Annotated in this window: 24 protein-coding genes; 7 read left to right on the forward strand and 17 right to left on the reverse strand. The window is 52.8% G+C overall.

Features of this window, described 5'->3' with window-relative positions; all coding sequences use genetic code 11:
- Positions 1-11: 11 nt before the first annotated feature.
- From FDX19_RS19105 to mgtA, 3 genes are all read right to left on the reverse strand, one after another.
- Entirely contained in the window at positions 12-521 is a 510-nt protein-coding gene (locus FDX19_RS19105) for a TRAP transporter small permease (protein WP_137383940.1), read from the reverse strand.
- Positions 522-583: 62 nt separating this feature from the next.
- A complete protein-coding gene (locus tag FDX19_RS19110) occupies positions 584-1,561 on the reverse strand; it encodes a TRAP transporter substrate-binding protein (protein ID WP_137383941.1) in 978 nt (325 codons plus the stop codon).
- 375 nt (positions 1,562-1,936) lie between these two features.
- On the reverse strand, positions 1,937-4,645 hold the full coding sequence (gene mgtA, locus FDX19_RS19115; RefSeq protein WP_137383942.1) for a magnesium-translocating P-type ATPase: 2,709 nt from the start codon (positions 4,643-4,645) through the stop codon (positions 1,937-1,939).
- A gap of 417 nt (positions 4,646-5,062) precedes the next feature.
- On the opposite strand from mgtA, the gene treR reads away from it, so the two are divergent.
- The 5 genes from treR to nrdG all read left to right on the forward strand — a co-directional run bounded on the left by treR (position 5,063) and on the right by nrdG (position 12,485).
- Positions 5,063-6,010, forward strand: coding sequence for a trehalose operon repressor TreR (gene treR / locus FDX19_RS19120; protein ID WP_137383943.1), 948 nt, complete (start codon positions 5,063-5,065; stop codon positions 6,008-6,010).
- Positions 6,011-6,167: 157 nt separating this feature from the next.
- Positions 6,168-7,586: a PTS trehalose transporter subunit IIBC gene (treB, locus tag FDX19_RS19125; RefSeq protein ID WP_137383944.1), complete on the forward strand. Its 1,419-nt coding sequence runs from the start codon at positions 6,168-6,170 to the stop codon at positions 7,584-7,586.
- Positions 7,587-7,635: 49 nt separating this feature from the next.
- Entirely contained in the window at positions 7,636-9,288 is a 1,653-nt protein-coding gene (treC, locus tag FDX19_RS19130) for an alpha,alpha-phosphotrehalase (protein ID WP_137383945.1), read from the forward strand.
- Between the two features lie 409 nt (positions 9,289-9,697).
- Entirely contained in the window at positions 9,698-11,836 is a 2,139-nt protein-coding gene (nrdD, locus tag FDX19_RS19135) for an anaerobic ribonucleoside-triphosphate reductase (RefSeq protein WP_137383946.1), read from the forward strand.
- Positions 11,837-12,020: 184 nt separating this feature from the next.
- Positions 12,021-12,485, forward strand: coding sequence for an anaerobic ribonucleoside-triphosphate reductase-activating protein (gene nrdG, locus FDX19_RS19140; protein ID WP_137383947.1), 465 nt, complete (start codon positions 12,021-12,023; stop codon positions 12,483-12,485).
- Positions 12,486-12,488: 3 nt separating this feature from the next.
- Here the strand turns inward: nrdG and FDX19_RS19145 are convergent, their stop codons facing one another.
- From FDX19_RS19145 to pmbA, 13 genes are all read right to left on the reverse strand, one after another.
- Positions 12,489-12,773, reverse strand: a complete 285-nt coding sequence (locus FDX19_RS19145) for a type II toxin-antitoxin system RelE/ParE family toxin (RefSeq protein WP_137383948.1) — start codon at positions 12,771-12,773, stop codon at positions 12,489-12,491.
- Positions 12,763-13,005 (reverse strand): type II toxin-antitoxin system RelB/DinJ family antitoxin, encoded by a 243-nt coding sequence (locus tag FDX19_RS19150; RefSeq protein WP_137383949.1) that lies wholly within the window; start codon positions 13,003-13,005, stop codon positions 12,763-12,765. The genes FDX19_RS19145 and FDX19_RS19150 overlap by 11 nt, the downstream gene beginning before the upstream one ends.
- Before the next feature lie 77 nt (positions 13,006-13,082).
- Complete coding sequence (locus FDX19_RS19155; RefSeq protein ID WP_137383950.1) at positions 13,083-14,996, reverse strand: BglG family transcription antiterminator; 1,914 nt, start codon at positions 14,994-14,996, stop codon at positions 13,083-13,085.
- 21 nt (positions 14,997-15,017) lie between these two features.
- A complete protein-coding gene (locus tag FDX19_RS19160; RefSeq protein ID WP_137383951.1) occupies positions 15,018-15,758 on the reverse strand; it encodes a KDGP aldolase family protein in 741 nt (246 codons plus the stop codon).
- Entirely contained in the window at positions 15,755-16,873 is a 1,119-nt protein-coding gene (locus FDX19_RS19165; protein WP_137383952.1) for a DgaE family pyridoxal phosphate-dependent ammonia lyase, read from the reverse strand. The genes FDX19_RS19160 and FDX19_RS19165 overlap by 4 nt, the downstream gene beginning before the upstream one ends.
- On the reverse strand, positions 16,857-17,990 hold the full coding sequence (locus FDX19_RS19170; RefSeq protein ID WP_137383953.1) for an amidohydrolase/deacetylase family metallohydrolase: 1,134 nt from the start codon (positions 17,988-17,990) through the stop codon (positions 16,857-16,859). The genes FDX19_RS19165 and FDX19_RS19170 overlap by 17 nt, the downstream gene beginning before the upstream one ends.
- Positions 17,991-18,048: 58 nt before the next feature.
- Positions 18,049-18,693, reverse strand: coding sequence for a DUF4310 family protein (locus tag FDX19_RS19175; RefSeq protein WP_003830379.1), 645 nt, complete (start codon positions 18,691-18,693; stop codon positions 18,049-18,051).
- A gap of 11 nt (positions 18,694-18,704) precedes the next feature.
- Positions 18,705-19,481: a DUF4311 domain-containing protein gene (locus FDX19_RS19180; protein ID WP_043018215.1), complete on the reverse strand. Its 777-nt coding sequence runs from the start codon at positions 19,479-19,481 to the stop codon at positions 18,705-18,707.
- A 22-nt stretch (positions 19,482-19,503) separates the two neighbouring features.
- Positions 19,504-19,803 carry a DUF4312 family protein gene (locus FDX19_RS19185; protein ID WP_016151468.1) on the reverse strand — a complete coding sequence of 100 codons (300 nt, stop codon included), beginning with the start codon at positions 19,801-19,803 and terminating at the stop codon, positions 19,504-19,506.
- Between the two features lie 2 nt (positions 19,804-19,805).
- On the reverse strand, positions 19,806-20,168 hold the full coding sequence (locus FDX19_RS19190; RefSeq protein WP_137383954.1) for an SFCGS family glycine-rich protein: 363 nt from the start codon (positions 20,166-20,168) through the stop codon (positions 19,806-19,808).
- A gap of 10 nt (positions 20,169-20,178) precedes the next feature.
- The gene (locus tag FDX19_RS19195; protein ID WP_137383955.1) at positions 20,179-20,487 is read right to left on the reverse strand and encodes a glycine dehydrogenase; all 309 of its coding nucleotides are present in this window, start codon (positions 20,485-20,487) and stop codon (positions 20,179-20,181) included.
- A 345-nt stretch (positions 20,488-20,832) separates the two neighbouring features.
- On the reverse strand, positions 20,833-21,219 hold the full coding sequence (gene cybC / locus FDX19_RS19200) for a cytochrome b562 (protein ID WP_005134218.1): 387 nt from the start codon (positions 21,217-21,219) through the stop codon (positions 20,833-20,835).
- A gap of 80 nt (positions 21,220-21,299) precedes the next feature.
- Positions 21,300-22,652, reverse strand: coding sequence for a metalloprotease PmbA (gene pmbA / locus FDX19_RS19205; protein ID WP_137383956.1), 1,353 nt, complete (start codon positions 22,650-22,652; stop codon positions 21,300-21,302).
- 95 nt (positions 22,653-22,747) lie between these two features.
- On the opposite strand from pmbA, the gene yjgA reads away from it, so the two are divergent.
- Positions 22,748-23,299, forward strand: coding sequence for a ribosome biogenesis factor YjgA (yjgA, locus tag FDX19_RS19210; protein WP_137383957.1), 552 nt, complete (start codon positions 22,748-22,750; stop codon positions 23,297-23,299).
- A 14-nt stretch (positions 23,300-23,313) separates the two neighbouring features.
- On the opposite strand, the gene FDX19_RS25715 is transcribed toward yjgA, so the two are convergent.
- Positions 23,314-23,487, reverse strand: a complete 174-nt coding sequence (locus tag FDX19_RS25715) for an IS3 family transposase (RefSeq protein ID WP_368666078.1) — start codon at positions 23,485-23,487, stop codon at positions 23,314-23,316.
- A gap of 837 nt (positions 23,488-24,324) precedes the next feature.
- On the opposite strand from FDX19_RS25715, the gene FDX19_RS19215 reads away from it, so the two are divergent.
- Entirely contained in the window at positions 24,325-24,726 is a 402-nt protein-coding gene (locus tag FDX19_RS19215; RefSeq protein ID WP_137383958.1) for a hypothetical protein, read from the forward strand.
- Positions 24,727-24,775 lie beyond the last annotated feature (49 nt).

Here is a 24,775-nt window from a genome sequence, read left to right on the forward strand (position 1 = left end):
GGGGGCGGTAATTAGCTGGTCGATCCCAGCATGACAACGGGACGCTGGTACTGCGGACCACGGAAAATCTTTTCTGCGATAAACAGCAGCGTGATAGCAGAGCCAATTGGCAGCGGAAGATAGTTTTGCCCGGCGCTTAAAAGCGGGAATTCCGCAACGGGTTGATCCCACAGCTCAAGACACAGATTGGTTCCGTACCAAAGGATAAACAGGCTTATCGCCGCCAGCATGATATCCGCGGCAATAAAGCAATAACGACGGGCGCTTTCGCCCAGACGGTCAGTGACCATACTCACTGCGATATGTGAGCCTGCGCGATAACTTACCGCAGCACCAATAAAGGTGAATGTCACCATGCAGAGAATAGCAACGGGTTCTGGCCATGACAGGGCATTGTTCAGGACATAACGTGCGAATATCCCAATCGGTATAATGGCAACCATCACCAATAATGCCACACCGGCAATCCACATTGAGACCCGATAAAGAAAATCCATTACCGATGAATAGCATTCACCCATAATCATCACCTCGAATTAATCAAATGATTCAGGCGGAGGGTTGATATCCTCCACCTGATGAATTACTTCACATCCTGAATACGTTTGATCAAATCCTGGTGGTCTTTACCGTAATTATCCCGCACTGACTGCGTGGCTTTATAGAAATAGTCCGTATCAATATCGTGGAACTGAACGCCGTTGGCTTTCATGGTTTCCAGTGATTTCGCATTATAATCCTGCCAAAGTTTGCGTTGCTCTACCTGGGCTTCTTTAGCGAGTTTAATAATGAGATCCTGATCTTCTTTTTTCAACTTATCCCATTTGGCTTTCGAGAACAGAAAAAGCTCAGGAATAATAAAGTGTCTGCTCCAGGTATAGTTTTTCACGACCGGCAAATAGTTATGCGCAACAAACGTTGGCGGGTTATTTTCCGTGCCATCAATAACGCCGGTCTGCATGCCGCTAAAGACTTCGCTGACGCCCATGACAACGGAGTTAGCGCCCATCGCTTTCAGGGTATCCAGCGCTATCGGACTTCCTTGCACGCGGATTTTCATACCGTGTAAATCTTCCGGTTTCACCACCGGATTTTTAGTGATCAGGTTACGCGTCCCCGCATCCATCCAGCCCAAAAACACCAGCCGTGATTTGTTACTTGCCGTCAGACGGTCGCCAATTTCCTGGCCGATCATGCCGTCGAGAACCTTATGCAGATGGTCTTCATCACGGAAAATATACGGCAGGGTAAAGACGTTAATTTCAGGGAGGATAGCAGCGACAGGTGTCATCGAGACGCGAATAATATCGATAGCGCCTAATTGCGCCTGTTCAATCATCTGTTTTTCATCGCCTAACACACCACCGGGAAATGTTTTAATTTCCAGACGACCATCGGTCGCCGCGCTGAGCTTTTCCCCCATGTGTTTCACTGCCACCACGTTCGGGTAATCAGCCGGATGCACGTCTGCGGCGCGGAAGGTTTGTGCCAACGTTGAATGGCTGGCCAGTAATACCGATGCGCCAATACACAGACTTATCAGGTTTTTTGTCAGTTTCATTTGTCCTTCTCCAGAAGTTCATAATATCCATTAACAGGAATAGCTTGCAGAGCAAATGACTGCCGGAATTAAAAATGGGCAGCGAGAAACTTTCTTAACGACGTTACCGGTGCAGACTAACTGGTGTAACAATTTATTTCGATGACTACCTTCACAAAAAAAAACTAAGCTCTATAATTTTTAGCACGCTGTTTCATTTTTGCAACGCAGATCGTTTTCCTGATAAAAAAGCAACGCAAAGGACGCGGTTTTATACTAATTAGCCGCGTTAGTATTTCAATAAAAATAAAACAGCAATATTACGGAGGAATATCTTCGAATGAAGAAGAGAAATGCAGGATGGTGTTAACACCATCCTGTTGAGACGTGTAGCGGTTATTGCCAGCCGTAACGACGGCTATAAAAACCTTTCACTAACTGGGTTAATGTCATGTAGCCTGCCAGAATCGCAATCAGCCACGGGAAGTAGCTCAGCGGCAGTGCCTGCAATTGCAGGTAGCTGGCCAGCGGTGAGAACGGTAACGCAATGCCCACCACCATTACCACCAGCGTCATCAGCATCAACGGCCATGCGGCGCGGCTCTGGATAAACGGCACGCGACGGGTACGGATCATATGCACAATCAGCGTTTGCGACAGCAGACCGACCACGAACCAGCCTGACTGGAACAACGTCTGATGTTCTGGCGTATTGGCATGGAAAACGAACCACATCAGGCAAAATGTCAGAATGTCGAAGATAGAGCTGATCGGTCCAAAGAAAATCATAAAGCGTCCCAACTCGGCAGGGTTCCAGCGCTGCGGCTTTTTAATCTGCTCTTCATCAACGTTATCAAACGGGATCGCCACCTGGGATACATCGTACAGCAGGTTCTGAATCAGTAAGTGCAGCGGTAACATCGGCAGGAACGGCAGAAATGCGCTCGCCACCAGCACGCTAAACACGTTGCCAAAGTTGGAACTGGCCGTCATTTTGATGTACTTCAACATGTTTGAGAAGGTACGACGCCCTTCGATCACCCCTTCTTCCAGCACCATCAGGCTCTTTTCCAGCAGGATGATGTCTGCCGCTTCACGCGCAATATCAACCGCACCATCAACGGAAATACCAATGTCCGCCGCGCGCAACGCCGGGGCATCGTTGATACCATCGCCCATAAAGCCCACTACGTGACCTTCACGCTTGAGCAGTGTGACAATGCGCTCTTTGTGCATTGGCGTCAGGCGGGCAAATAGCGTGGTACGCTGAGCCAGTTTTGCCAGCTCGTCGTCGCTTAACCCTTCAATGCTGCTGCCGATCACCACATCACCAGCATCCAGACCCACTTCATGACACACTTTCGCCGCCACCAGCTCGCTGTCACCGGTGAGAATTTTCACCGTAATACCGCTGGCTTTCAGGGCTTTCAGCGCCGGGGCGGTCGTTTCTTTCGGCGGATCGAGGAAGGCGATATAGCCTTCAAGGATCAGGTCTGACTCATCAATACGTTGGTAATCGCCCTCACGCGCAGGCAGGTATTTCGTCGCCACCGCCACCACGCGCAGCCCCTGGCGGTTCAGCGTATCGGTAACGCGTTTCACCCGGCGCAGCATGTTCTCATCCAGAGGGACAATTTCCCCGTTATGGCGCACCTGGGTGCAAACGCTGAGGATCTCCTGCAACGCGCCTTTGCACACCAGTTGATGCACATCGGTTTCTTCAGCGACCACCACCGACATCCGACGACGCTCAAAATCAAACGGGATTTCATCAATTTTCTGCCAGCGGGTAGAGAGCTGACGGGCAGATTCTTCATCCACACCCTCGAGAACCGCCGTATCCAGCAGATTCTTCAGCCCGGTCTGGTAATGGCTGTTTAGCCACGCGGAATGCAGGACATGTTCGCTGGGCTTACCGGAGATATCGGTATGATTCTCCAGCACTATTTTATCCTGAGTCAGGGTACCGGTTTTATCGGTGCACAGAATATCCATCGCGCCAAAGTTCTGGATGGCATCGAGGTGTTTGACGATAACCTTCTGTTTGGACAGCTTCACCGCCCCGCGCGCCAGCGTTGAGGTGACGATCATTGGCAGCATTTCTGGCGTCAGCCCCACCGCCACAGACAGCGCAAACAGCGCCGCTTCCCACCAGTCACCTTTGGTGTAGCCGTTGATGATGAGCACAATGGGCGCCATCACCAGCATAAAGCGAATCAGCAACATGCTGACGCGGCTGATCCCTTTCTGGAAGGCATTCTGCTCACTTTCCTGCTCGCTGACGCGGCCTGCCAGTTGTCCAAACCAAGTGTTCGCCCCGGTGGCAATGACAATGGCCTGTGCCGTTCCGCTCACCACGTTGGTGCCCATAAAACACAGGGTATCGCACTCCAGCGGGTTGCTTTGTTGCGGGTCACGGCTGGTCGCCACTTTCTCTACCGGCAAAGACTCACCGGTCAGCGAAGCCTGCGCCACAAACAGATCGCGCGCCTGGACGATACGTAAATCGGCCGGGATCATATCGCCGGCTGCCAGCTTAATAATATCGCCAGGAACCAGCTGATCGATCGGCAGTTCAACCCAGCCGTTCTCTCCTTTTTCGTTGATGACACGCAGGACGGTTGCGGTATTGCTGACCATCGCTTTCAGCGCATCCGCCGCTTTGGTGGAACGCGCCTCCTGCACAAAATTCAGCAGCGTAGAGATACACACCATCAAGGCGATGACGCCCGCAGCAAACAGATCTTCGGTGGCATAAGAAATGCCGCCCAGAATAGTCAGCAGAATATTAAACGGGTTGCGGTAGCAGACCCACAGATGTACCCACCACGGCGACGGCTTTTGCGTCGGCAATTGGTTTTCGCCATGCTTTTCGCGGGCGCTCTCCACTTCTGCGGCATTCAATCCTTCCGGATGCGCATCAAACGTTTTCCACAGCGCCTCTTCATCCATCAGCGCCATCTTCAGGCAATGTTCACTGAGTGACGGTGGGATCGGCGTGCTGGCAACGGTCTGCGCATTAGGCAACGGATCGCGATGCACCAAACGATGCGGCAAATGGCGGTTAAGCCGGGCAAACAGCTGGCGGGTAATATTTTTGAACATAGGCAGTCCCTCTGCACCAGTATAAGCGGGCGCAGTAAATCCTTCAGGCGTGGCAAAGCCTTGCCTGGTGGCAATTTTAAAATCACAACAGGGACGTCAGAACGTCACTGTCTTACAGCTCCGGTAAGACAGTGAAGACAGGCTTACCGGAGAAGGGGGGTTCTCCATTTAGGGAGAGGGGTGGGATCGGGATCCATATAGCCTCCGGTAAGTGAATGATTTGCGCTGCGGATTATACGCAGAAAACCATAAGGTTTGTGACAATTATGGCGGTATGATACAGCACGGAAACTAAACCAAACGTATACACATCGCCTGAAGGGTGAACGGTTTAAAGCAGACTTTGCCCATTGCACTCCACATGAGTAAAGTTACTCTCTTTGATATAACTGAAAAAGTGCGCAACGGGAAAACAGGATGCAAAATCGGCTGACTATTAAAGACATCGCCCGCTTAAGCGGCGTGGGGAAATCAACGGTTTCCCGCGTGCTCAACAACGAAAGCGGCGTTAGCGAACGCACCCGTGAACGTGTTGAAGCAGTGATGAATCAGCACGGTTTCTCCCCTTCCCGCTCCGCACGTGCCATGCGTGGGCAAAGCGACAAAGTTGTGGCGATTATCGTCACACGTCTGGACTCTCTTTCAGAAAACCTCGCGGTGCAGACCATGCTGCCCGCCTTCTATGAGCAGGGTTACGATCCGATTATGATGGAAAGCCAGTTCTCACCTGAACTGGTAGAAGAACATCTGGGAATGCTCAAACGTCGTAACATTGATGGGGTGGTGCTGTTTGGTTTTACCGGCGTAACAGAAACCATGCTCACCTCCTGGCAGGACTCGCTGGTGCTGCTGGCCAGGGATGCCAAAGGCTTTGCCTCCGTCTGTTATGACGACGAAGGTGCCATTCATACCCTGATGCAGCGTCTGTACGATCGCGAACATCGTCATATCAGTTTCCTTGGCGTCCCCCATAGCGACGTCACCACCGGTAAGCGCCGTCATGAGGCCTATCTGACCTTCTGCAAGAAACATAAGCTGCATCCTGTCGCTGCTCTGCCTGGTCTTGCCATGAAGCAGGGCTATGAGCATGCCGCCGATGTCATCACCCCGGAAACCACCGCGTTAGTCTGTGCAACGGACACGCTTGCCCTTGGCGTCAGCAAATATCTGCAGGAACAGCGAATCGACAACCTGCAACTGGCGAGCGTCGGTAATACGCCGCTGATGAAATTCCTCCATCCGGAGATCATCACCGTCGATCCCGGCTACGCTGAAGCCGGACGGCAAGCGGCGTTACAGCTGATCGAACAGATCAACGGCCGCAGCGAACTGCGGCAAATCGTCATTCCCGCCACCCTCTCCTGATCGCTTTCTGAGCACTAATTTGTGATCTTCGCTGCGTTTCGGGAACGTTCCCATTTTTAAATATTCACCGAAGATATACTCTGGCACCAACAACGAGACAGCTGCCGGATGACGTCGCGAAAGCGTCTAATCCGACCTACGGGGAACACACGTCATCATGAGCAAAGTAAAACAAGCGGATATCGACCGACTGATAGAGCTGGTTGGCGGGCGCGACAATATCGCCACGGTGAGTCACTGCATTACGCGCCTGCGTTTTGTGTTGAATCACCCCGCGAATGCCAGACCGAAAGAGATCGAACAGCTACCGATGGTCAAAGGCTGCTTCACCAACGCCGGGCAATTTCAGGTGGTGATTGGCACTGAGGTAGGTGATTACTACAAGGCGCTGTTGGCGACCACCGGACAAGCCAGTGCCGACAAAGAGCAGGCAAAGAAAGCGGCACGGCAGAACATGAAGTGGCACGAGCAGCTGATTTCTCACTTCGCGGAGATTTTCTTCCCACTGCTCCCTGCGCTGATCAGCGGTGGTTTGATCTTAGGTTTTCGTAACGTCATCGGCGATGTGCCGATGAGCAACGGGCAGACGCTGGCGCAGATGCATCCCTCGCTCAAAACGCTCTACGACTTCCTGTGGCTGATTGGCGAAGCGATCTTCTTCTATCTGCCGGTGGGGATTTGTTGGTCTGCGGTGAAGAAAATGGGCGGTACGCCGATCCTCGGCATCGTGCTGGGCGTCACGCTGGTTTCTCCGCAACTGATGAACGCCTATTTGCTCGGCCAGCAGGTACCGGAAGTGTGGAACTTCGGCCTGTTCAGTATCGAGAAAGTGGGCTACCAGGCGCAGGTTATTCCGGCGCTGCTGGCGGGCCTGGCGCTCGGCTTTATTGAAACGCGGATGAAACGCATCGTCCCGGATTATCTGTACCTGGTCATCGTCCCGGTATGTTCGCTGATCCTGGCGGTGTTCCTCGCCCATGCCTTTATCGGTCCATTTGGCCGCATGATCGGCGACGGTGTGGCGTTTGCCGTCCGCCATCTGCTGACCGGCAGCTTTGCCCCGATTGGCGCAGCATTGTTCGGCTTCCTGTATGCCCCGCTGGTGATCACCGGTGTACATCAGACCACGCTGGCTATCGACATGCAGATGATCCAGAGCATGGGCGGCACACCGGTATGGCCGCTGATTGCGCTGTCTAACATCGCTCAGGCCTCTGCGGTGGTCGGCATCATTATCTCCAGCCGTAAACACAATGAGCGTGAAATCTCCGTTCCTGCTGCGATCTCCGCCTATCTGGGGGTAACTGAACCCGCGATGTACGGCATCAATCTGAAATATCGCTTCCCGATGCTGTGCGCAATGATTGGTTCGGGCCTTGCCGGGCTGTTGTGCGGCCTGAACGGCGTGATGGCAAACGGCATTGGCGTCGGCGGCTTGCCAGGCATCCTCTCCATCCAGCCAACGTACTGGCAGGTATTTGGTCTGGCGATGGTGATTTCAATTGTTATCCCGATGGTACTGACCTCGTTCATCTACCAGCGTAAATACCGTCAGGGCACCTTACAGATTGTCTGACTTTTCTTCGGGGCGCAGTTGCGCCCCATCGTATCTCCAGGAAACAGCAATGAATATTCCACACTGGTGGCAAAACGGCGTTATCTATCAAATTTATCCCAAGAGTTTTCAGGACACCACCGGTAGCGGTACCGGTGATTTGCGCGGTGTAACACAGCGTCTCGACTACCTGCAAAAACTGGGGGTCGATGCTATCTGGCTGACGCCATTCTACATTTCACCGCAAGTTGATAACGGCTATGACGTCGCTAACTATATGTCCGTCGATCCGGCCTACGGTACGCTTGCAGACTTTGACGAACTGGTCGCGCAGGCGAAGGCACGTGGCATCCGCATTATTCTCGATATGGTGTTTAACCATACCTCAACCCAGCATGCCTGGTTTCGTGAAGCTCTGGATAAAAACAGCCCGTATCGTCAGTTTTATTTCTGGCGCGATGGCACGTCAGAGGCCAGCCCGAACAACTGGCGCTCCAAATTTGGCGGCAGCGCCTGGAGCTGGCACGCCGAAAGCGAGCAGTATTACCTGCACCTCTTTGCCCCGGAGCAGGCCGATCTGAACTGGGAAAACCCGGCGGTTCGCGCTGAACTGAAAAAAGTGTGCGAGTTCTGGGCCGATCGCGGCGTGGACGGTCTGCGTCTCGACGTGGTGAATCTTATCTCTAAAGATCAGGACTTCCCGAACGATCCAGACGGTGATGGCCGCCGTTTTTATACCGACGGTCCACGCGCACATGAATTTTTGCGTGAGATGAACCGCGATGTCTTTACTCCACGCAATCTGATGACGGTGGGAGAAATGTCATCCACTACGCTGGAACATTGCCAGCAATATGCCGCCCAGGATGGTAGTGAGCTGTCGATGACCTTTAACTTCCACCATCTGAAAGTGGATTACCCCAATGGAGAGAAATGGACGTTAGCAAAACCCGACTATGTGGCGCTAAAAACCCTGTTCCGCCACTGGCAGCAAGGCATGCACAACATCGCCTGGAACGCGCTGTTCTGGTGTAATCACGATCAGCCACGTATCGTTTCGCGTTTCGGCGATGAAGAGAAATACCGCGTTCCTGCCGCTAAAATGCTGGCCATGGTGCTGCACGGTATGCAGGGCACGCCTTATATCTATCAGGGGGAAGAGATTGGCATGACCAACCCACACTTCCGCCAGATAACCGATTATCGCGACGTAGAAAGCCATAACATGTTCGCTGAGCTGAATGCGCAGGGACGCGATGCCGACGAATTACTGGCGATTCTGGCCAGTAAATCCCGTGATAACAGCCGCACGCCGATGCAATGGGATGCCAGCAAACACGCAGGCTTCACGCAGGGTGAGCCATGGATCAATCTGTGCAACAACGCAGCGGATATCAATGTCGCAGCGGCGCTGAATGATGACGACTCGGTGTTCTATACCTATCAGAAGCTGATCGCCTTGCGTAAAGCGGAGCCGATTCTCACCTGGGGTGATTACCAGGATCTGCTACCTGACAGCCCGCACATGTGGTGTTATCAGCGCGAGTGGCAAGGGCAACGGCTTCTGGTCATTGCCAACCTGAGCGACACCTTCCAGCCCTGGCAACCCGCCAACACCCAGGGAAACTGGCAGGTGATGATGCACAACTACGCTGAGGTCGCCAGCCAGCCAGGCGATATGACATTACGTCCTTTTGAAGCCATCTGGTGGCTGCAAAAATAGCTTGCAATTGGCTTTGAGCCCGGTACGTATGGCGCGACCGGGCTTCACCGAAGATGTCTGCCTTACCTTCCTGTTTTTGTTGAATAATTAATCAGATTTTTCTTGCCACAATTTACAATCGGCTACAGTGCCCGTCATCTGTACGCTCCAGTTTTTACTTTGCGCTACATCAAATAAATCGTAAACATCCTTGATGCAAATCACTACATATAGAACTTAAAATGCACGCCGACCCAATATGTTGTATTAATCGACTACAATTGCTACAACGACATTTCCCCGGTTAGCGGTGGAATTGTGGATAAAGTGGGTCGGGATTGCGGGAAGTCATTGGCCTGATAGATGAATAAACCCATGGCCGCTTCCCCAACCTCTGTGGATAACCTGTTCTTATAAATATGGAGTGATCATGACACCGCATGTGATGAAACGAGATGGCTGTAAAGTGCCGTTTAAATCAGAGCGCATCAAAGAAGCCATTCTGCGTGCAGCTAAAGCAGCGGGAGTCGATGACGCAGATTACTGTGCCACCGTCGCAGAAGTCGTTAGCAGTCAGATGAATGAGCGCAGCCAGGTCGATATCAACGAGATCCAGACCGCGGTAGAAAACCAACTGATGTCTGGTCCGTACAAACAACTCGCCCGTGCGTACATCGAATATCGCCACGACCGTGATATACAGCGTGAAAAACGTGGCCGTCTGAACCAGGAAATTCGTGGTCTGGTTGAGCAAACCAACTCTGCTCTGCTGAATGAAAATGCCAACAAAGACAGCAAAGTGATCCCGACCCAGCGTGACCTGCTGGCGGGTATCGTCGCCAAACATTATGCACGCCAACACCTGCTGCCGCGTGATGTCGTCCAGGCACACGAGCGTGGTGATATTCACTATCACGACCTCGACTACTCGCCGTTCTTCCCGATGTTTAACTGCATGCTGATCGACCTGAAAGGTATGCTGACACAGGGCTTTAAGATGGGTAACGCGGAGATTGAGCCGCCAAAATCCATCTCGACCGCAACCGCCGTCACAGCACAAATCATTGCGCAGGTTGCCAGCCATATTTATGGCGGCACCACCATTAACCGTATTGATGAAGTCCTCGCGCCCTTCGTGACCGAGAGCTTTAATAAACACCGTAAAACCGCTGAAGAGTGGCAGATCCCGGACGCTGACGGTTATGCACATTCCCGTACCGAGAAAGAGTGCTACGACGCATTCCAGTCCCTTGAGTATGAAGTGAATACCCTGCATACCGCTAATGGTCAGACGCCATTCGTCACCTTTGGTTTTGGCCTGGGGACCAGCTGGGAATCCCGTTTGATCCAGCAATCCATTCTGCGTAACCGCATCGCGGGACTGGGTAAAAACCGTAAAACAGCCGTCTTCCCGAAACTGGTATTCGCGATTCGTGACGGTCTGAACCACAAGTTTGGCGATCCAAACTACGACATTAAACAGCTGGCGCTGGAATGCGCAAGCAAGCGTATGTACCCGGATATCCTGAACTACGATCAGGTAGTGAAAGTCACCGGTTCGTTCAAAACCCCAATGGGCTGCCGTAGCTTCCTCGGCGTGTGGGAAAACGAGAACGGCGAACAGGTTCACGACGGACGTAACAACCTTGGCGTTATTAGCCTGAACCTGCCACGCATCGCGCTGGAAGCCCATGGTGACGAAGCCACCTTCTGGAAACTGCTCGACGACCGTCTGATTCTGGCACGTAAAGCGCTGATGACCCGTATCGCACGTCTGGAAGGTGTGAAAGCACGCGTTGCGCCAATCCTGTATATGGAAGGTGCCTGCGGTGTTCGCCTGAAAGCGGACGATGATGTGTCTGAAATCTTTAAAAATGGCCGCGCATCCATCTCTCTGGGTTACATCGGCATTCACGAGACCATCAACGCGCTGTTTGGTGATAAGCACCTGTACGACAGCGAAGAGCTGCGCGCCAAAGGTATCGCCATTGTCGAACGTCTGCGTCAGGCTGTTGATCAGTGGAAAGACGAGACCGGCTACGGTTTCAGCCTGTACAGCACACCCAGTGAAAACCTGTGTGACCGTTTCTGTCGTCTCGATACCGCCGAATTTGGTGTGGTGCCAGGCGTAACCGACAAAGGTTACTACACCAACAGCTTCCACCTTGATGTAGAGAAGAAGGTAAACCCGTACGACAAAATCGATTTCGAAGCGCCGTACCCGCCGCTGGCAAGCGGAGGCTTCATTTGCTACGGCGAGTACCCGAATATTCAGCACAACCTGAAAGCGCTGGAAGACGTGTGGGATTACAGCTACCAGCACGTGCCGTATTACGGGACCAACACGCCAATCGATGAGTGCTACGAATGTGGCTTTACCGGTGAGTTCGAATGCACCAGCAAAGGCTTCACCTGCCCGAAATGTGGTAACCACGACGCCGCGCGCGTATCGGTCACCCGTCGCGTATGCGGTTACTTAGGCAGCCCGGACGCCCGTCCGTTTAACGCCGGTAAGCAGGAAGAAGTGAAGCGCCGCGTTAAGCATTTAGGTAATGGGCAGATAGGTTAATTTCGACAGTATTATTGCCCGGCAATGCGATGCTTTTCGGGCCATTTTTTCCGCAACGCAATTCACGTCATAGCAAGGCAGCAAATGAGTGGGTCCCGGGGAGCTTACATAAGTAAGTGACTCGGGCACACGAATGCAGCTAACGCAGCTATGGCGCGAATTGATAAGCGGATGAGAAGCAAAAATGAGGTTTCATCAATATTATCCCGTCGATATCGTTAACGGCCCAGGAACCCGCTGCACCCTGTTTGTTTCAGGGTGCGTGCACGAATGCCCCGGTTGCTATAACAAAAGCACATGGCGGTTAAACTCCGGTCTGCCATTTACCAAAGAGATGGAAGACAAGATCGTTGCCGATCTGAACGACACGCGGATCCCTCGCCAGGGTATTTCGCTGTCCGGCGGCGATCCGCTGCATCCGCAAAACGTGCCGGATATCCTGCAATTGGTACAGCGTATTCGCGCTGAGTGTCCGGGAAAAGATATCTGGGTGTGGACCGGTTACAAGCTTGATGAACTCAACGCCGCGCAAATGCAGGTGGTGGATCTCATCAACGTGCTGGTCGATGGCAAATTTGTGCAGGATCTTAAAGACCCGGCGCTAATCTGGCGCGGCAGCAGCAACCAGGTTGTACATCATTTGCGTTAATCGCTAAAGCCGTTTGTTTGCATCGTGATAAACGGCTGAATGTTCTCGCTTGCCGACCGCGACAACAAACACGATCACAACCTCATCCCGAACCTGGTACACCAGACGATAGCCGGACGACTTGAGCTTAATTTTATAGCAATCTGGAAGAGCGTTTAAACGGGCAGAGTCAATTCTGGGGTTCAACAACACGTCGGCCAACTTCTTCTTAAACTGAGCCTTCACCGTATCACCCAGTTTATGCCACTCTTTTAAGGCTCTCGGGTCGAATTCCAGTTCATAAGTCATCCAGACTAACCTTGATTCCCTTTTGCGGGCTGGCCAGCCTCTCCCGGACTGTCTGAATCAGTGCATCTTCACTGTCGCTAACGGTAACGGTTTTCACTGGCATTCGCCCCGTTTCCGCGACGTACTGAAACAGTAATCGCACGGCTTCCGTTGGCGTAATGTTCAGTTTTTCCAGCACGGCATAAGCCTCATTTTTGAGTTTTTCATCCAGACGGACGTTCAGCGTGGCCATTATGCCTCCAGTAGAATCGAATGTGTAATGCAGTTTAGCATTACATTCACATTACATCGAATTCTGGAAAACGCCTCTCAAAAACGACTCACGCACTCCATCGCAACCGCTTTGAACTCAGTGAAATTCCGACACGCGCAGAGTCTGGTCATCGCGCGCTCGCGCAGGAAGGTGACGAAAATATCGTAAATGGCCATCGCCTCTTCATATTCGCTTTTACTAATGGCGAGCAAGAAAATCACGTGTGCCGTTTCATCGCCCCAGGCAATACCCTGCGGGGCGAGGATGGTGTAGACCACCGTTTTCTTTGCCAGCAAGCCGAGCGCATGCGGCAGGGCAATGCTGTCGCCCAACATGGTGCTGACAATGGCCTCGCGTTCAACAACCGAATCAAGAAACTCCGCGTCGACAAAACCTTCATCCTGCAACTGGTGGCATAACGTTTTGAACAGCGTTTGCTGATCCATGGTGCCGTCGATAACACGAAAGTGGGCAGCGTCGAAAAACTTGTTCAGCATCCACGGACGGGTTCGGTCCACCAGCACCAGTTTGCCGATTTGCTCCAGTTGATAATCGGTAGGAAACGGCGCAATCATCACTACAGGCTTATCTTTTTCACCGATCCGCGCGGTAGAGATGACAAAATCTTCGCTGATGCACTCCCGCTGTTCGTAGTCGCGCAGCGTTACGGTATCGACGATTTCTATCTGTGGATACTTACGCGCCAGCACCGCTTCAATCATCCGCACCATCGCATTTCCCGCATCACAGACCAACAGCACACGCGGTTGACGCTGGTAACCGATGTTGTAACTACGCTCAAGCCCAACGCCGATATGCAGCACGAGGAAGCCAATTTCATTTTCACTGATGCTGTACGGCGTATATTTTCCCCATCCCGAGACGGCGGCCAGCGTCATATCCCATGCCATCGGGTAGTGCTGTTTAATATTTTCCAGCAACGGATTGGGGATCATTATCTGGTAACGCACCCGGGTGATCATCGTCCTAATATGTGTCAGCAGGTCAGCATGTAACTGTTTATCATTCAACAGGTTGTAGTTGTACTGACTGTTGATAAAACGCAGGATGTAATTGACCAGCGCTTCGTCATCATCGGCATTAATGGCGCTGGGCGCAATCCCCTGTACCTGACGGGCGGCAATGTGTACCTGAAGCCAGTTTTCTTCATACACGGAAAGCGGCTTGTCTGCCAGTTGGTGCAAAATCCCCGCTATCTCTCTTGCCGCCAGGCACACCGCCTGTTCAGTTTCTTCAGCGGCAAACTCAGGCAGTGGATACCCTTCGCTAATCCGCCGGATAGCCACCGCACAGTACAAGCGCAGAAACAGCTCGCCCTCATCGGTCAGACGAATATGAAAACGGGCAAAAATATCCTCTAAAACCGGCTGTAGTTGCTCAGGTATCCCGGCATTAAGCGCCTCTTGCGTCACTAACGGATGCTGCGGATCCTGCTGCGCCAGCGTCCATAGCAGATCGGTCAAACAGGCGCGGATCGCCATCTCGCTGCCGAACAGCTTCATGCCGTGACGGGGACGCGTTTCCAGCGTCAGATGATAACGTTGCAGATGTTCACGGACTTCAGCCATATCGTTTTGCAGCGTCGCACGACTGATAAACCATTCATCAGCTAAATCTTCAAGCTTCAGTGAAAAGGCCGACGTCAGAAAACGCACCACCAGCCAGTGTATCCGTTCCTGGCTGGTCCGCGGGATACGCAGCAACGTATTGGGCTGCTGCGTTTGCAGGGTGTGAAAGCTTGCCGGGTCGTCAATTTTGAGCTGATAACCGCTGCCCCTGCTGAGAACAAACTGCGCACCATACTGAGTAAGCAGCGCGTTTAGCGCGGTAATATCCGCACGTACGGTGCGTGTAGAAACCGACAACCGCTGCGCCAGCTCGTCCTGTGGAAGCGCTTCGTTTTGCAGCATGCCAAACAGCTGCGCTAAACGTTGGTTGGGGAATCGCACGTCAGTTTCCTCATCTTTCAGTTAGCCTACGCAGGCCCGGGTCATCGCCAGCAGTTGACGTACGTCGTCCGGGCGGGTGTTACCACTCACCTTATCAATAATCGAACTATAGATGTGAGGAATGATTTTGCTCACTCCGGCATCGAGGGCGATCTGCAGGATTTCAGTGAAATTATCCAAATCGATCCCGCCGGTTGGCTCCAGCCAGAAGTCATAACGGGCACAGGCCTGCGCAACCGCAATATACTCGTCACGGCACTTCAGGCCGCCCATCGGGAAGTATTTAATTGAGCTACCGCCCATGTCTTTGAGCAACGCAATCGCAGTTTCTACCGGCACAATACCGTCCGGCGTCTGGCTGCTCAATGGACCCGTGGAGATTTTCACCCTGCCCGGCGTGCCGGTTGGCGAGACCAGACCGTTGACCACTGTCTCCTGCTGGCCCAGCAGCGCACGGCTGGTTGCCACACCGGTAAACACCTGATTAACATGCTGAGGCTGCACCTGGCGGGAAATTTCGCTGACCATCGCCGACTGGTTCGGATCGCCCGCCCCCAGCCCCACGGAGAGCGCATTGTCGATAAGGGCTGCGTATTCACGCATATCCGCTACCGCACTTGCGACATCCGGGTAATTTTTTGACAACACGCCAACCAGCACGTGTCCTTCCGCCGCCGCGTAAATATCCCGGGCATTTTCTTTGGAGCCGGCCAGTACATTCAGACAGACGCGATCGCGATAAAAGTTAGGGGTCAGTTTCATGCTTTTTTCTCCTGCAAAATCACTTCGCCAATTCGACGGGCCACAATCTCCAGCTGCGCACGATCGACGCTGCGCACATCCGCCTCGATAATGCCTTCGTTGGCTTTGTAACCACGGAAGTAAATCGCGTACTCCCCCTGCTTCAGCGCATCAACCAGTTCGCCGGTGGCGATCCCGGTTACCGCTTCGTCAAACTTAATTTCCGTGCGCGCGATGTCACGCCCTGCGCTGTCCCACACAACACGAGCGCTCACGCCATTCAGGGCATTCAACGCCTCTATAAACGGCGTCATTTTTTCTACCATCTCCGCACCGCTCTCTTTCTGCGCGCTTAGGTACAGTTCGATAGCGCAGGTCAAACCGAGGATGCCTTCTTTGCCGACCTTCATTGCCCGGCCAATGCCCGCCGTCTGGCGCTTGACCCATTCAACATACTGCGTTTTGCCAATCACCAGACCGCTGGTTGGCCCTTCGATCGCCTTCGCACCGCTGTAAATGACCAGGTCCGCGCCGACACGGTAGTAGCACTGCAAATCCTCTTCCGCCGCCGCATCCACGATCAGCGGCAGATTATGCGTACGCGCAACCACCGCAGCCTGCTCCACGCTAAGCATACTTTTCTGTACACAGTGGTGCGATTTGATATACAGAATCGCCGCCGTGCGCGGTGTAATAGCCGCAGCCAGCTGCGCCGCCGAACATTCGTTGGCATAGCCCGCTTCCACTAACTTGCCGCCACCGAGCGCCACCATCGTGCCAACCGGGGCGCCGAAGTTAACGTTGTGGCCTTTGGGCAGTACGATTTCGTTGTTATCGACAGGCGTCACATGCAGGTTTTCCAATAGCCAGTCACTGTCTTTAACCAGCACCGCCGCCACCGACTGGGCAATCCCTGCCGAGGCACAGGAAACGACGGTTGCCCCTTCCACATCCAGTAACTTCGCGATGTAGTCACCGGTTTTGTTGACCAGGTCTTTCATCTCAAAGTATTGATTCATCCCCGCCATTGCAGCCTGAATCACTTCCGGTCGTGGCGTGGAAACGCCGAGCGCCGTCATGCGGCCTGATGTATTAATCACCTGTTTTAAATCGTACTTCTCAAAAATCGAAGGCATGTTCCGCGCTCCCTTGTTCGGTCATATAGCCCTTGCCCGCACGTATTGCGGCAAGCGGCACCAGCAGTTGTTCAGCCTGCAGGCTGTCGTTTTCGGCATCTACCAGCACGCCAGGCTGGCGCTTAAGCGTAAAGAGGGTCAGATCGGCATCCAGCCCCGCCTGCAGTCGGCCCTTGTTTATCAGACGCAGACCATCGGCGGCATTGGCGGTTACGCATTCAATGACCTGCGGTAGCGACATGCCAATAGCGAGAAACTTCGACATCACATTCGCCAAGGAATGCACCGGGCCACTGATGCGGTTGCGACAGTAAATATCGGAACTGATGGTGTGCGGCAGAATACCCAGTTCGATAGCGCGTTTCGCCACCGCAAAGCTGAGGCTGGCTGTACCGTGCCCAACGTCCAGACGAACCCCGCGCGAAATCGCCCGTGTCACCGATGCACGCAGCTCACCTTCCGGTGTCAGAATGCGGTTTGGCTTGCCGTTGTAGCAGTGGGTGATGATGTCGCCCGCCATCAGGCGTTCGGCAATCTCATCCAGATCCGGCGGGTTGTTGCCGATATGCACCATCAGCGGCAGGTCGCCGTTCTGCGCCTGCATCGCTTTGGCGCGCTCCAGCGGCGTGATGCCGTTTTCACCGACTACGCTGCTGCTCATGCGCGCCTTCAGGCCGACGATAAAATCGGGGTGGCGTTTCACCGCCTGCTGCACCGCATCGGCGTCGATATTGGCCATGTTAGCCAGTTCGTTTTGGGCAATAAGCCCAACGCGGGAGATATTCAGCAGCGCATACACCTCGGTGGCGGCATCGCGCGTCAGCGTGTAAAAATCGTCAATATCATCAGCGCCAGTACTGCCCGCATCCACCACCGTAGTGACGCCGGTGGCAATGCCGACGCTGTCGGGTTGGTCATGATAAATCGGGGATTTGGGATAACAGTGGACGTGGGAATCAATCCAGCCTGCGCTGACGTAGCACTCACCGCCCAGCTCGATAGTTTTCAGCGCCGGGCCATCAACGTCGCCCAACGCCGCGATTTTGCCGTCCCTGAGCGCAATATCGCTCAGCGTATCGTCAACCAGACGCGCACGGCGCAGGAGTAAATCAAACATCGCTCTCTCCTTTGCCGGATGGCGGCGTAACCGCCTTATCCGGCCTGCAAATCAACAGTTAGCTAATAGCAATCGGGAAGATGGACCCGAGGATCATTGCGCCGAGGATCGCCCCGCCGGTAATCGGTTTTTGCCACAGATAAAACAGCAGCGCGCCCGCCAGAGAACCGATCCCGATAGGAATAGAAGCCGTCATGGCGCTGAGGATAATCAACGGTCCGAGGAAGCGGCCGGAGGCGTTACCGGCCCCCATCATGACGTCCGCACCGTAGGTTGAGTCGCTCTGGTTGATGGTGAACTTACGCGCCAGAATGATGATGTAGCCAATCGCCAGACCAATCACCAGACCGGTGACCAGTGAGGCGGCAAAATTGGCGACCGGGAAAATAATGCCCGCGCCCAATAACAGCGCCGGAACGCCTAGCCCAACACCGGTCTGAATCGCCCCGCCAATGTCCAAAATCCCCACCAACGAACCTTCAATGATGCGGGCAAACAGGAAACTTGCGCCAAAAGCCGCTACCGCGCCGTAGGAGCCGGTGTCCATTCCCGCTTTAAGCATCGCCACAAACGCCACTTCGTTAAATGCGCCAATACCATACAGGTAGTACATGTGCGTTCCGGCAAAGACGCCGGAAGAGAGCAGGCCAACGAAGATCGGGAACGACCAGTCGGCAAACCAAAAACCTTTATTCTGTTCCATGATGGCCTCCGTTATTTGCCGCTGAGCGAGTTGTGGATCAGTTCCAGCCAGTTAGGCACGGTCAGATGGAAGGATTCGATCATCTTCATGTCGAAGCCGCGGAAGAAGCCGCTCAGGACGAACAGCGCGACGATAGCCACCATCATCACTTTCGTGACGTGGTTCCAGCCGCTCTCTTCAACGCCTTTACCGATCAGAATGCCAAGGACCAGCCCCGGGACGGCGTTGCCCATAATCAGCTGCGCCGCGCCGCCAAAGACGGTGGCCCAGAAGCCGGATTTCTTACCCGCATCAATCGCCGCCAGCCAGAAGATCACCGGCATCACGGTGTTAACCAGCAGGTTAGCCGCGGGCACCAGCACCTTGACGGCAGTAACTTGCAACGCTTCCGGTACCGATGACGCAGTGAGGTTCAGGAAGGTCACGACAATCATCCCGATAACGCCGCAGGCAATCGCCATACGCTTAGGATCGTGCAGCGTTTCACCGACGTTACGATTTTTAATCATCAGCGCGGCGGCGCCCCAGTTGGGGATGATGCGATGGTCGACGTCCTGCGTGAACGCCCCTGCCGCAACGGAGGAAGCCCAGGCGTTAAAGAAGAAGCCCAGGCCGAACGAGAAGTGAGAAGCCGGATCCCCTTCGCAGGAATTCAGTTCTCCCAGAGTACGAAACGCGCCCATCCCTTGAGTGGTAGGCGCATGAAACATGCGTGCAGCCCCAGCGCCGACACCAACGCCAACCAGGCCGCCGATAATGAGCGATTTTATTAATATTATCAGGAACATAATTATGCCTTTTAATAAAGAATCAGCGTTGCGTAACGAAATCCACCTTGTCGAGATTGATGGCAGTCACGTTAACAGTCACATCCAGCTCCACGCTGAAGGTGCGTCTTTCCCGGCGTAAAAAGAGGAACAGAAACGCCTCTTTGCGCACCGATTCACGCGCTTGAACAACCTGCACATCCTGTGGCTCAATACGCAGTAAGATATGCGGCGACGCTTTCATCACCGCCGCCTGAACGTGGTTCAGGGCATCGGCAAAGGCGCGCGCTTTGGCTTCGCCCTTGCCAGTGACTCTCACCGTGGTGGTGAATTGCTCTTTCATACTTAAGCGCCGTATTTCTTTTGCCACGCCTGTACCAGGCGCTCGCCGAGCTCTTCTTTGTCCATAAAGCCGAACCCCAACACGTTGCAACCTTCGTTGATGGCGGTCACGCCCTCTTCAACTGAGCGCATTCCATATTTCGCCTTGTAGCCGTATTTGGTCTGTGCAGTGATAGCCCCCGCACCGCCACTGCCGCAGAACGAGATGCCAAAGGTGGCGTTTTCCGCTTTCATCACATCGCCCAGCTTCATATCAGCGGCAACGCCCGGTACCACAACCGCACGGCCACCCGCTTTCTCAACGCCTGCCGCCACTTTCTGGCCTTTACCCAGACGATCGCCAATCACTACGGTAATCTGTTCCATCTTTTGCTCCTTAAAGGTTGTCTTTCGCGACTTCGAAGTGCACCGACAGCAGCCAGGCCTCTTCCTCAGGAAGATTGCCAAACTCGGCGACGACGTCGCGGGCAAGCGCCATTGATTCAGCAGATATTTCATCAAATAAGCTGGCATCGACTTCAGGTAGCGGTTCACCCGTGAGCGAACGGTGCGCCATGGCGCGAACGTGCGATGTCAGCATCTGTTCCTGTACTGCGTTGGGAATAATGTGGCGTTCACGCAGCAAGGCATACACCTGCGCCAGCATGCGGTCGGCCAGTTCCACCGATTCCCCCATGTCATTCATTACAGCTCCGTTATTCACTCGTCTTACCCCACTAATGGCTCTGAGGGTAAAGTAGTGGTGGAGGTTAAAAGTTTGTAGCGAGTTGTTTTCCACTTCGAAGTGGAAAGGGATGCAGCGATAGTGATCTGTGCCGCAAAAAGGGCGGGATTGGTTATTTTCCCCTTGGATAACGTGATGGAGATCGCACGAGATAGCAGGGAAACCGCAAGCGGCAGGAAAAACGGGTTGGCGTTAAAAGTTAAATAATGTGATGGGGATAACGTTTACTTATGGGTGAGAGTGGTGCCGGGGGGCGACGCTGTCGCGTCTTATCCGGCCTACGGTTGCGCAGGCCGGATACATAAATTAACGATACTTCTTATGGTAAGCGTTGCGGGTGGTTTTTAGCTCTTCCGCTGCGGCTTTCGCCTCTGAGACTTTACCTTCATTCGCCAGTTTCAGCGCACCGTCGATCTGGCCGATCAGCGTGTCAAAACCGTGACGAAAATCTTTCATCTCCGGGCTATCAGGGGATTTGCTTTCCAGCTTCGGAGGCGTTCCTTTTTGTGCATCCAGCGCAGCTGTACGCATTTTGGTTAACGCATCTTTTAGCTCGGTCGCGTTATCCGTTTTTTCAACGATCTTCAGGTTGTCGTTGAGGATCCCCATGTCGTCTTCAAGATCGGCGGCAAAGGCAGAAGAACCAAGAACCAGCGTTGAAGCCGCGACGATCGCTAACAGGTGTTTACGCATTGCTCACTTCCTTTTTATTATTAAAAAATAACGCCGGATACCCTAAATCATTCGAGCTGCAGCTTGAAGTATGACGGGTATTACTGCCCGGCGATCTTCATCTCCGGTAACAGTACCGAACCACACTGTATATTGCTGCGGGTTTCAATATCATTACCGACGGTGACGATATTTCGCCACATATCTTTTAAGTTACCGGCGATGGTAATTTCGCTCACCGGGTACTGAATTTCGCCATTTTCAACCCAGAAGCCCGCCGCGCCGCGCGAGTAATCTCCGGTAATACCGCTCACGCCCTGCCCCATCAGCTCAGTCACCACCAGGCCGGTACCCATCTCTTTGAGCAACTGCTCGAAGCTTAGCCCCTGCCCCGGAATTCGCCAGTTGTGAATTCCGCCAGCATGGCCGGTGCTCTTCAGCCCCAGCTTACGCGCAGAGTAGTTGGTCAGCAACCACTGGGTCAGCACGCCATCTTTAATAATGTCACGGCGTTCCGTACGCACGCCTTCGCTGTCGAACGGCGAAGAAGCCAGCCCTTTGCGCAGGTGCGGATGTTCTTCAATGGTCAGCCATTCCGGCAAAATTTGTTTGCCCAGCGAGTCCAACAGGAAGGTCGATTTACGATATACCGAGCCACCCGCAATGGCGCCGACGAGGTGTCCAAACAGCCCAGTCGCCACTTCATTGGCGAAAATAACCGGTGCTTTCATGGTGGAGAGCTTACGCGGCGACAGGCGCGATAACGTGCGGCGCGCACAGTCGGCCCCCACCCATTCCGGCGTTTGCAGATCGCCCATCGCACGGCCAATGGTGTAGGCATAATCGCGTTCCATATCGCCATTTTCTTCCGCGATCACGCAGCTGGAAAGAGAGTGACGCGTAGAGCAGTAGCCCTGCAACATGCCATGGCTGTTACCAAACACTTTGATGCCATAGTGGCTGTTAAAGCTGCCGCCTTCGGTATTGGTGATGCGTTTGTCCGCCTGCAACGCTGCCTGTTCAGCGCGCGCCGCCAGTTCGATAGCTTCATCAGGCGTGACTTCCGCCGGATGGAACAGGTCTAAATCGGGTGCATCAAAGGCCAGCAGGTCTTTATCAGCCACGCCTGCGCACGGATCAGGTGAAGTGTAACGGGCGATATCCAGCGCGGCCTGCACGGTGCGCGCTATCGCCTGTGGGCTTAAATCAGTGGACGATGCGCTGCCCTTACGGTTCTGGTGATAAACCGTAATCCCCAACGCGCCATCGCTATTGAATTCTACGTTCTCCACTTCACCATAACGGGTGCTGACGCTAATACCCGTGGTCTTGCTTACAGCGACTTCCGCGCCATCCGACTGACCTGACGCTAATTCCAGTGCCGTCGAGACCGCTTCTTCCAGAATCTTACGCTGCGTTTCAACTTGTGAGATTACTTTCATCGCAAATGCCATAATGTAGAGAGAGTTTCTCTGAAGTCTAACAGAGAACCGTTTTTCAGTGCGCATCTTAACTGGTAACATTAGCCTCTTTTTTTAAGGAGCCTGACATGACTAAGCAGCCCGAAGACTGGCTCGACGACGTTCCCGGTGATGACATCGAAGACGAAGACGATGAAATTATCTGGGTCAGTAAAAGTGAAATTAAACGTGACGCCGAGGAGCTAAAACGCCTGGGTGTGGAACTGGTAGAACTGGGGAAAAACGCGCTGGATAAAATCCCGCTCGATGCGGATTTACGTGCCGCCATTGAGCTGGCCCAGCGTATTAAGATGGAAGGACGCCGCCGCCAGCTGCAGCTGATTGGCAAAATGTTGCGCCAGCGCGACGTTGATCCTATCCGTCAGGCGCTGGACAAGCTGAAAAACCGTCATAACCAACAGGTTGTTGTCTTCCATAAGCTGGAGCAACTGCGTGACCGTATGGTTGACGGTAGCGATGAAGCCATCGAAGAAGTGATGAACCTGTGGCCTGACGCCGACCGTCAGCAACTGCGTTCGCTGGTGCGTAACGCCAGGAAAGAAAAAGCGGGCAACAAACCGCCAAAATCTTCCCGTCAGATCTTCCAGTATCTGCGTGAACTGGCGGAAAACGAAGCGTAACAAAAGGTTCAGGGTTATAGTCTGCGCTCATAAAGTGGGGCAGCAGCTTTCAGGGCCTGGGTTCGGTATCCTACCGGGCTCAGGCTTTGTAATTTAAAGCTCATCCGCTCGTAGGTGTAGCAATGGATATTGCAAATAACGGAGTTCAGCCCGTAATTCTTCGGGATAGAGCTTTTCCAATCCCGCATCGATAAGTGGAGATGTTATTGATTGTTTTGACATTGGTTTGCCCCAGCCGCGTTTTATACTCAGAAGTCCTTTCTGGTCTTAGAATTTGTACACATTAACCCAGTACGGGACAACGGTTTTCCGAAATTCAGGAGAATCATTGTCGTTTTTAGGTAACACCGTCAATACCGTGTAATTGCAAGGCTCTGACCAAGCGAGGAACTGACGTTATTCTAACTCCAAAGCATTCTGCGGTTCTTCGTGTCCCATCATTACCGGAGAGGTAGCATCTGACTACAACCTCTCTGGTTCCGAGGGAATATTTTGGATTTGCCATAAAAAATGGAGCGTCCAACTTTTGGGGTGCAATCCAGTTTTATACCAGAGCCTTTAATATAGATCCAATTACCTCACATACCTTCCCTTCTAGTTGTATATATCAAGACAAATATATACACATAACATTCATATTCAGACCAACTTATTATACAGTCAACAATAAATACACCACCAACATATAATGCGCAAAGAAAATTCACGAAATAAATAAATTCATCAAAACAATAACTATTTGAGTTTTATATAACCGCATCTAGTTTTTGGGCGTAAATCCTAAAAAAACAACAAGGAAATTCTTAATAAAAATGCGCTACCCATTGTTTTTAAAAACAAAAAAATAAAAATAATCATATCCTCAATAAATAATACAATTGAACTAACAACCCATAAAATTATAATCTGCATGGAATTAGGTGCAGAAGTCTTAATAAACATATCAACAAGGATGTATAGCATTAGAGTAACCCTATCTCATGCCTTGTTATTTCACAATAATATATATACGGAGATTATCAATTATGAATTTTAAACGTAGTGCGCTTACTATTGTTGTTTCATGCGCGTTATTACCGGGTGTTGTTTTTGCTGGGCCTGACGATAATGCAACCGAGAAATATGTTGATGATGCAGTGACAGCTGCCACTCAAACCCTGGAAGGGGAAGTCGCAACCAACACAGCAGCAATTTCAGCCAACACCAGCGCTATTGCCGATAACGCTTCTGACATCGCAGACCTTGACACCCGTACCACGGCCAACACCACAGATATCGCCGCTAACACCAGTTCTATTAACGATTTGAGCAATCACGTAGACGATGTTGCAACTGGTTTATCTCAAGATATCGCAAACAGCACAGCTGACAGTAAATCATATACTGATACCGCTAAGCAGAACGCTATCGACACCGCCAATAGCTAGACCTTGACACCCGTACCACGGCCAACACCACAGATATCGCCGCTAACAC

The sequence above is a fragment of the Citrobacter sp. wls619 genome (genome assembly GCF_005281345.1).
Classification (GTDB): domain Bacteria; phylum Pseudomonadota; class Gammaproteobacteria; order Enterobacterales; family Enterobacteriaceae; genus Citrobacter.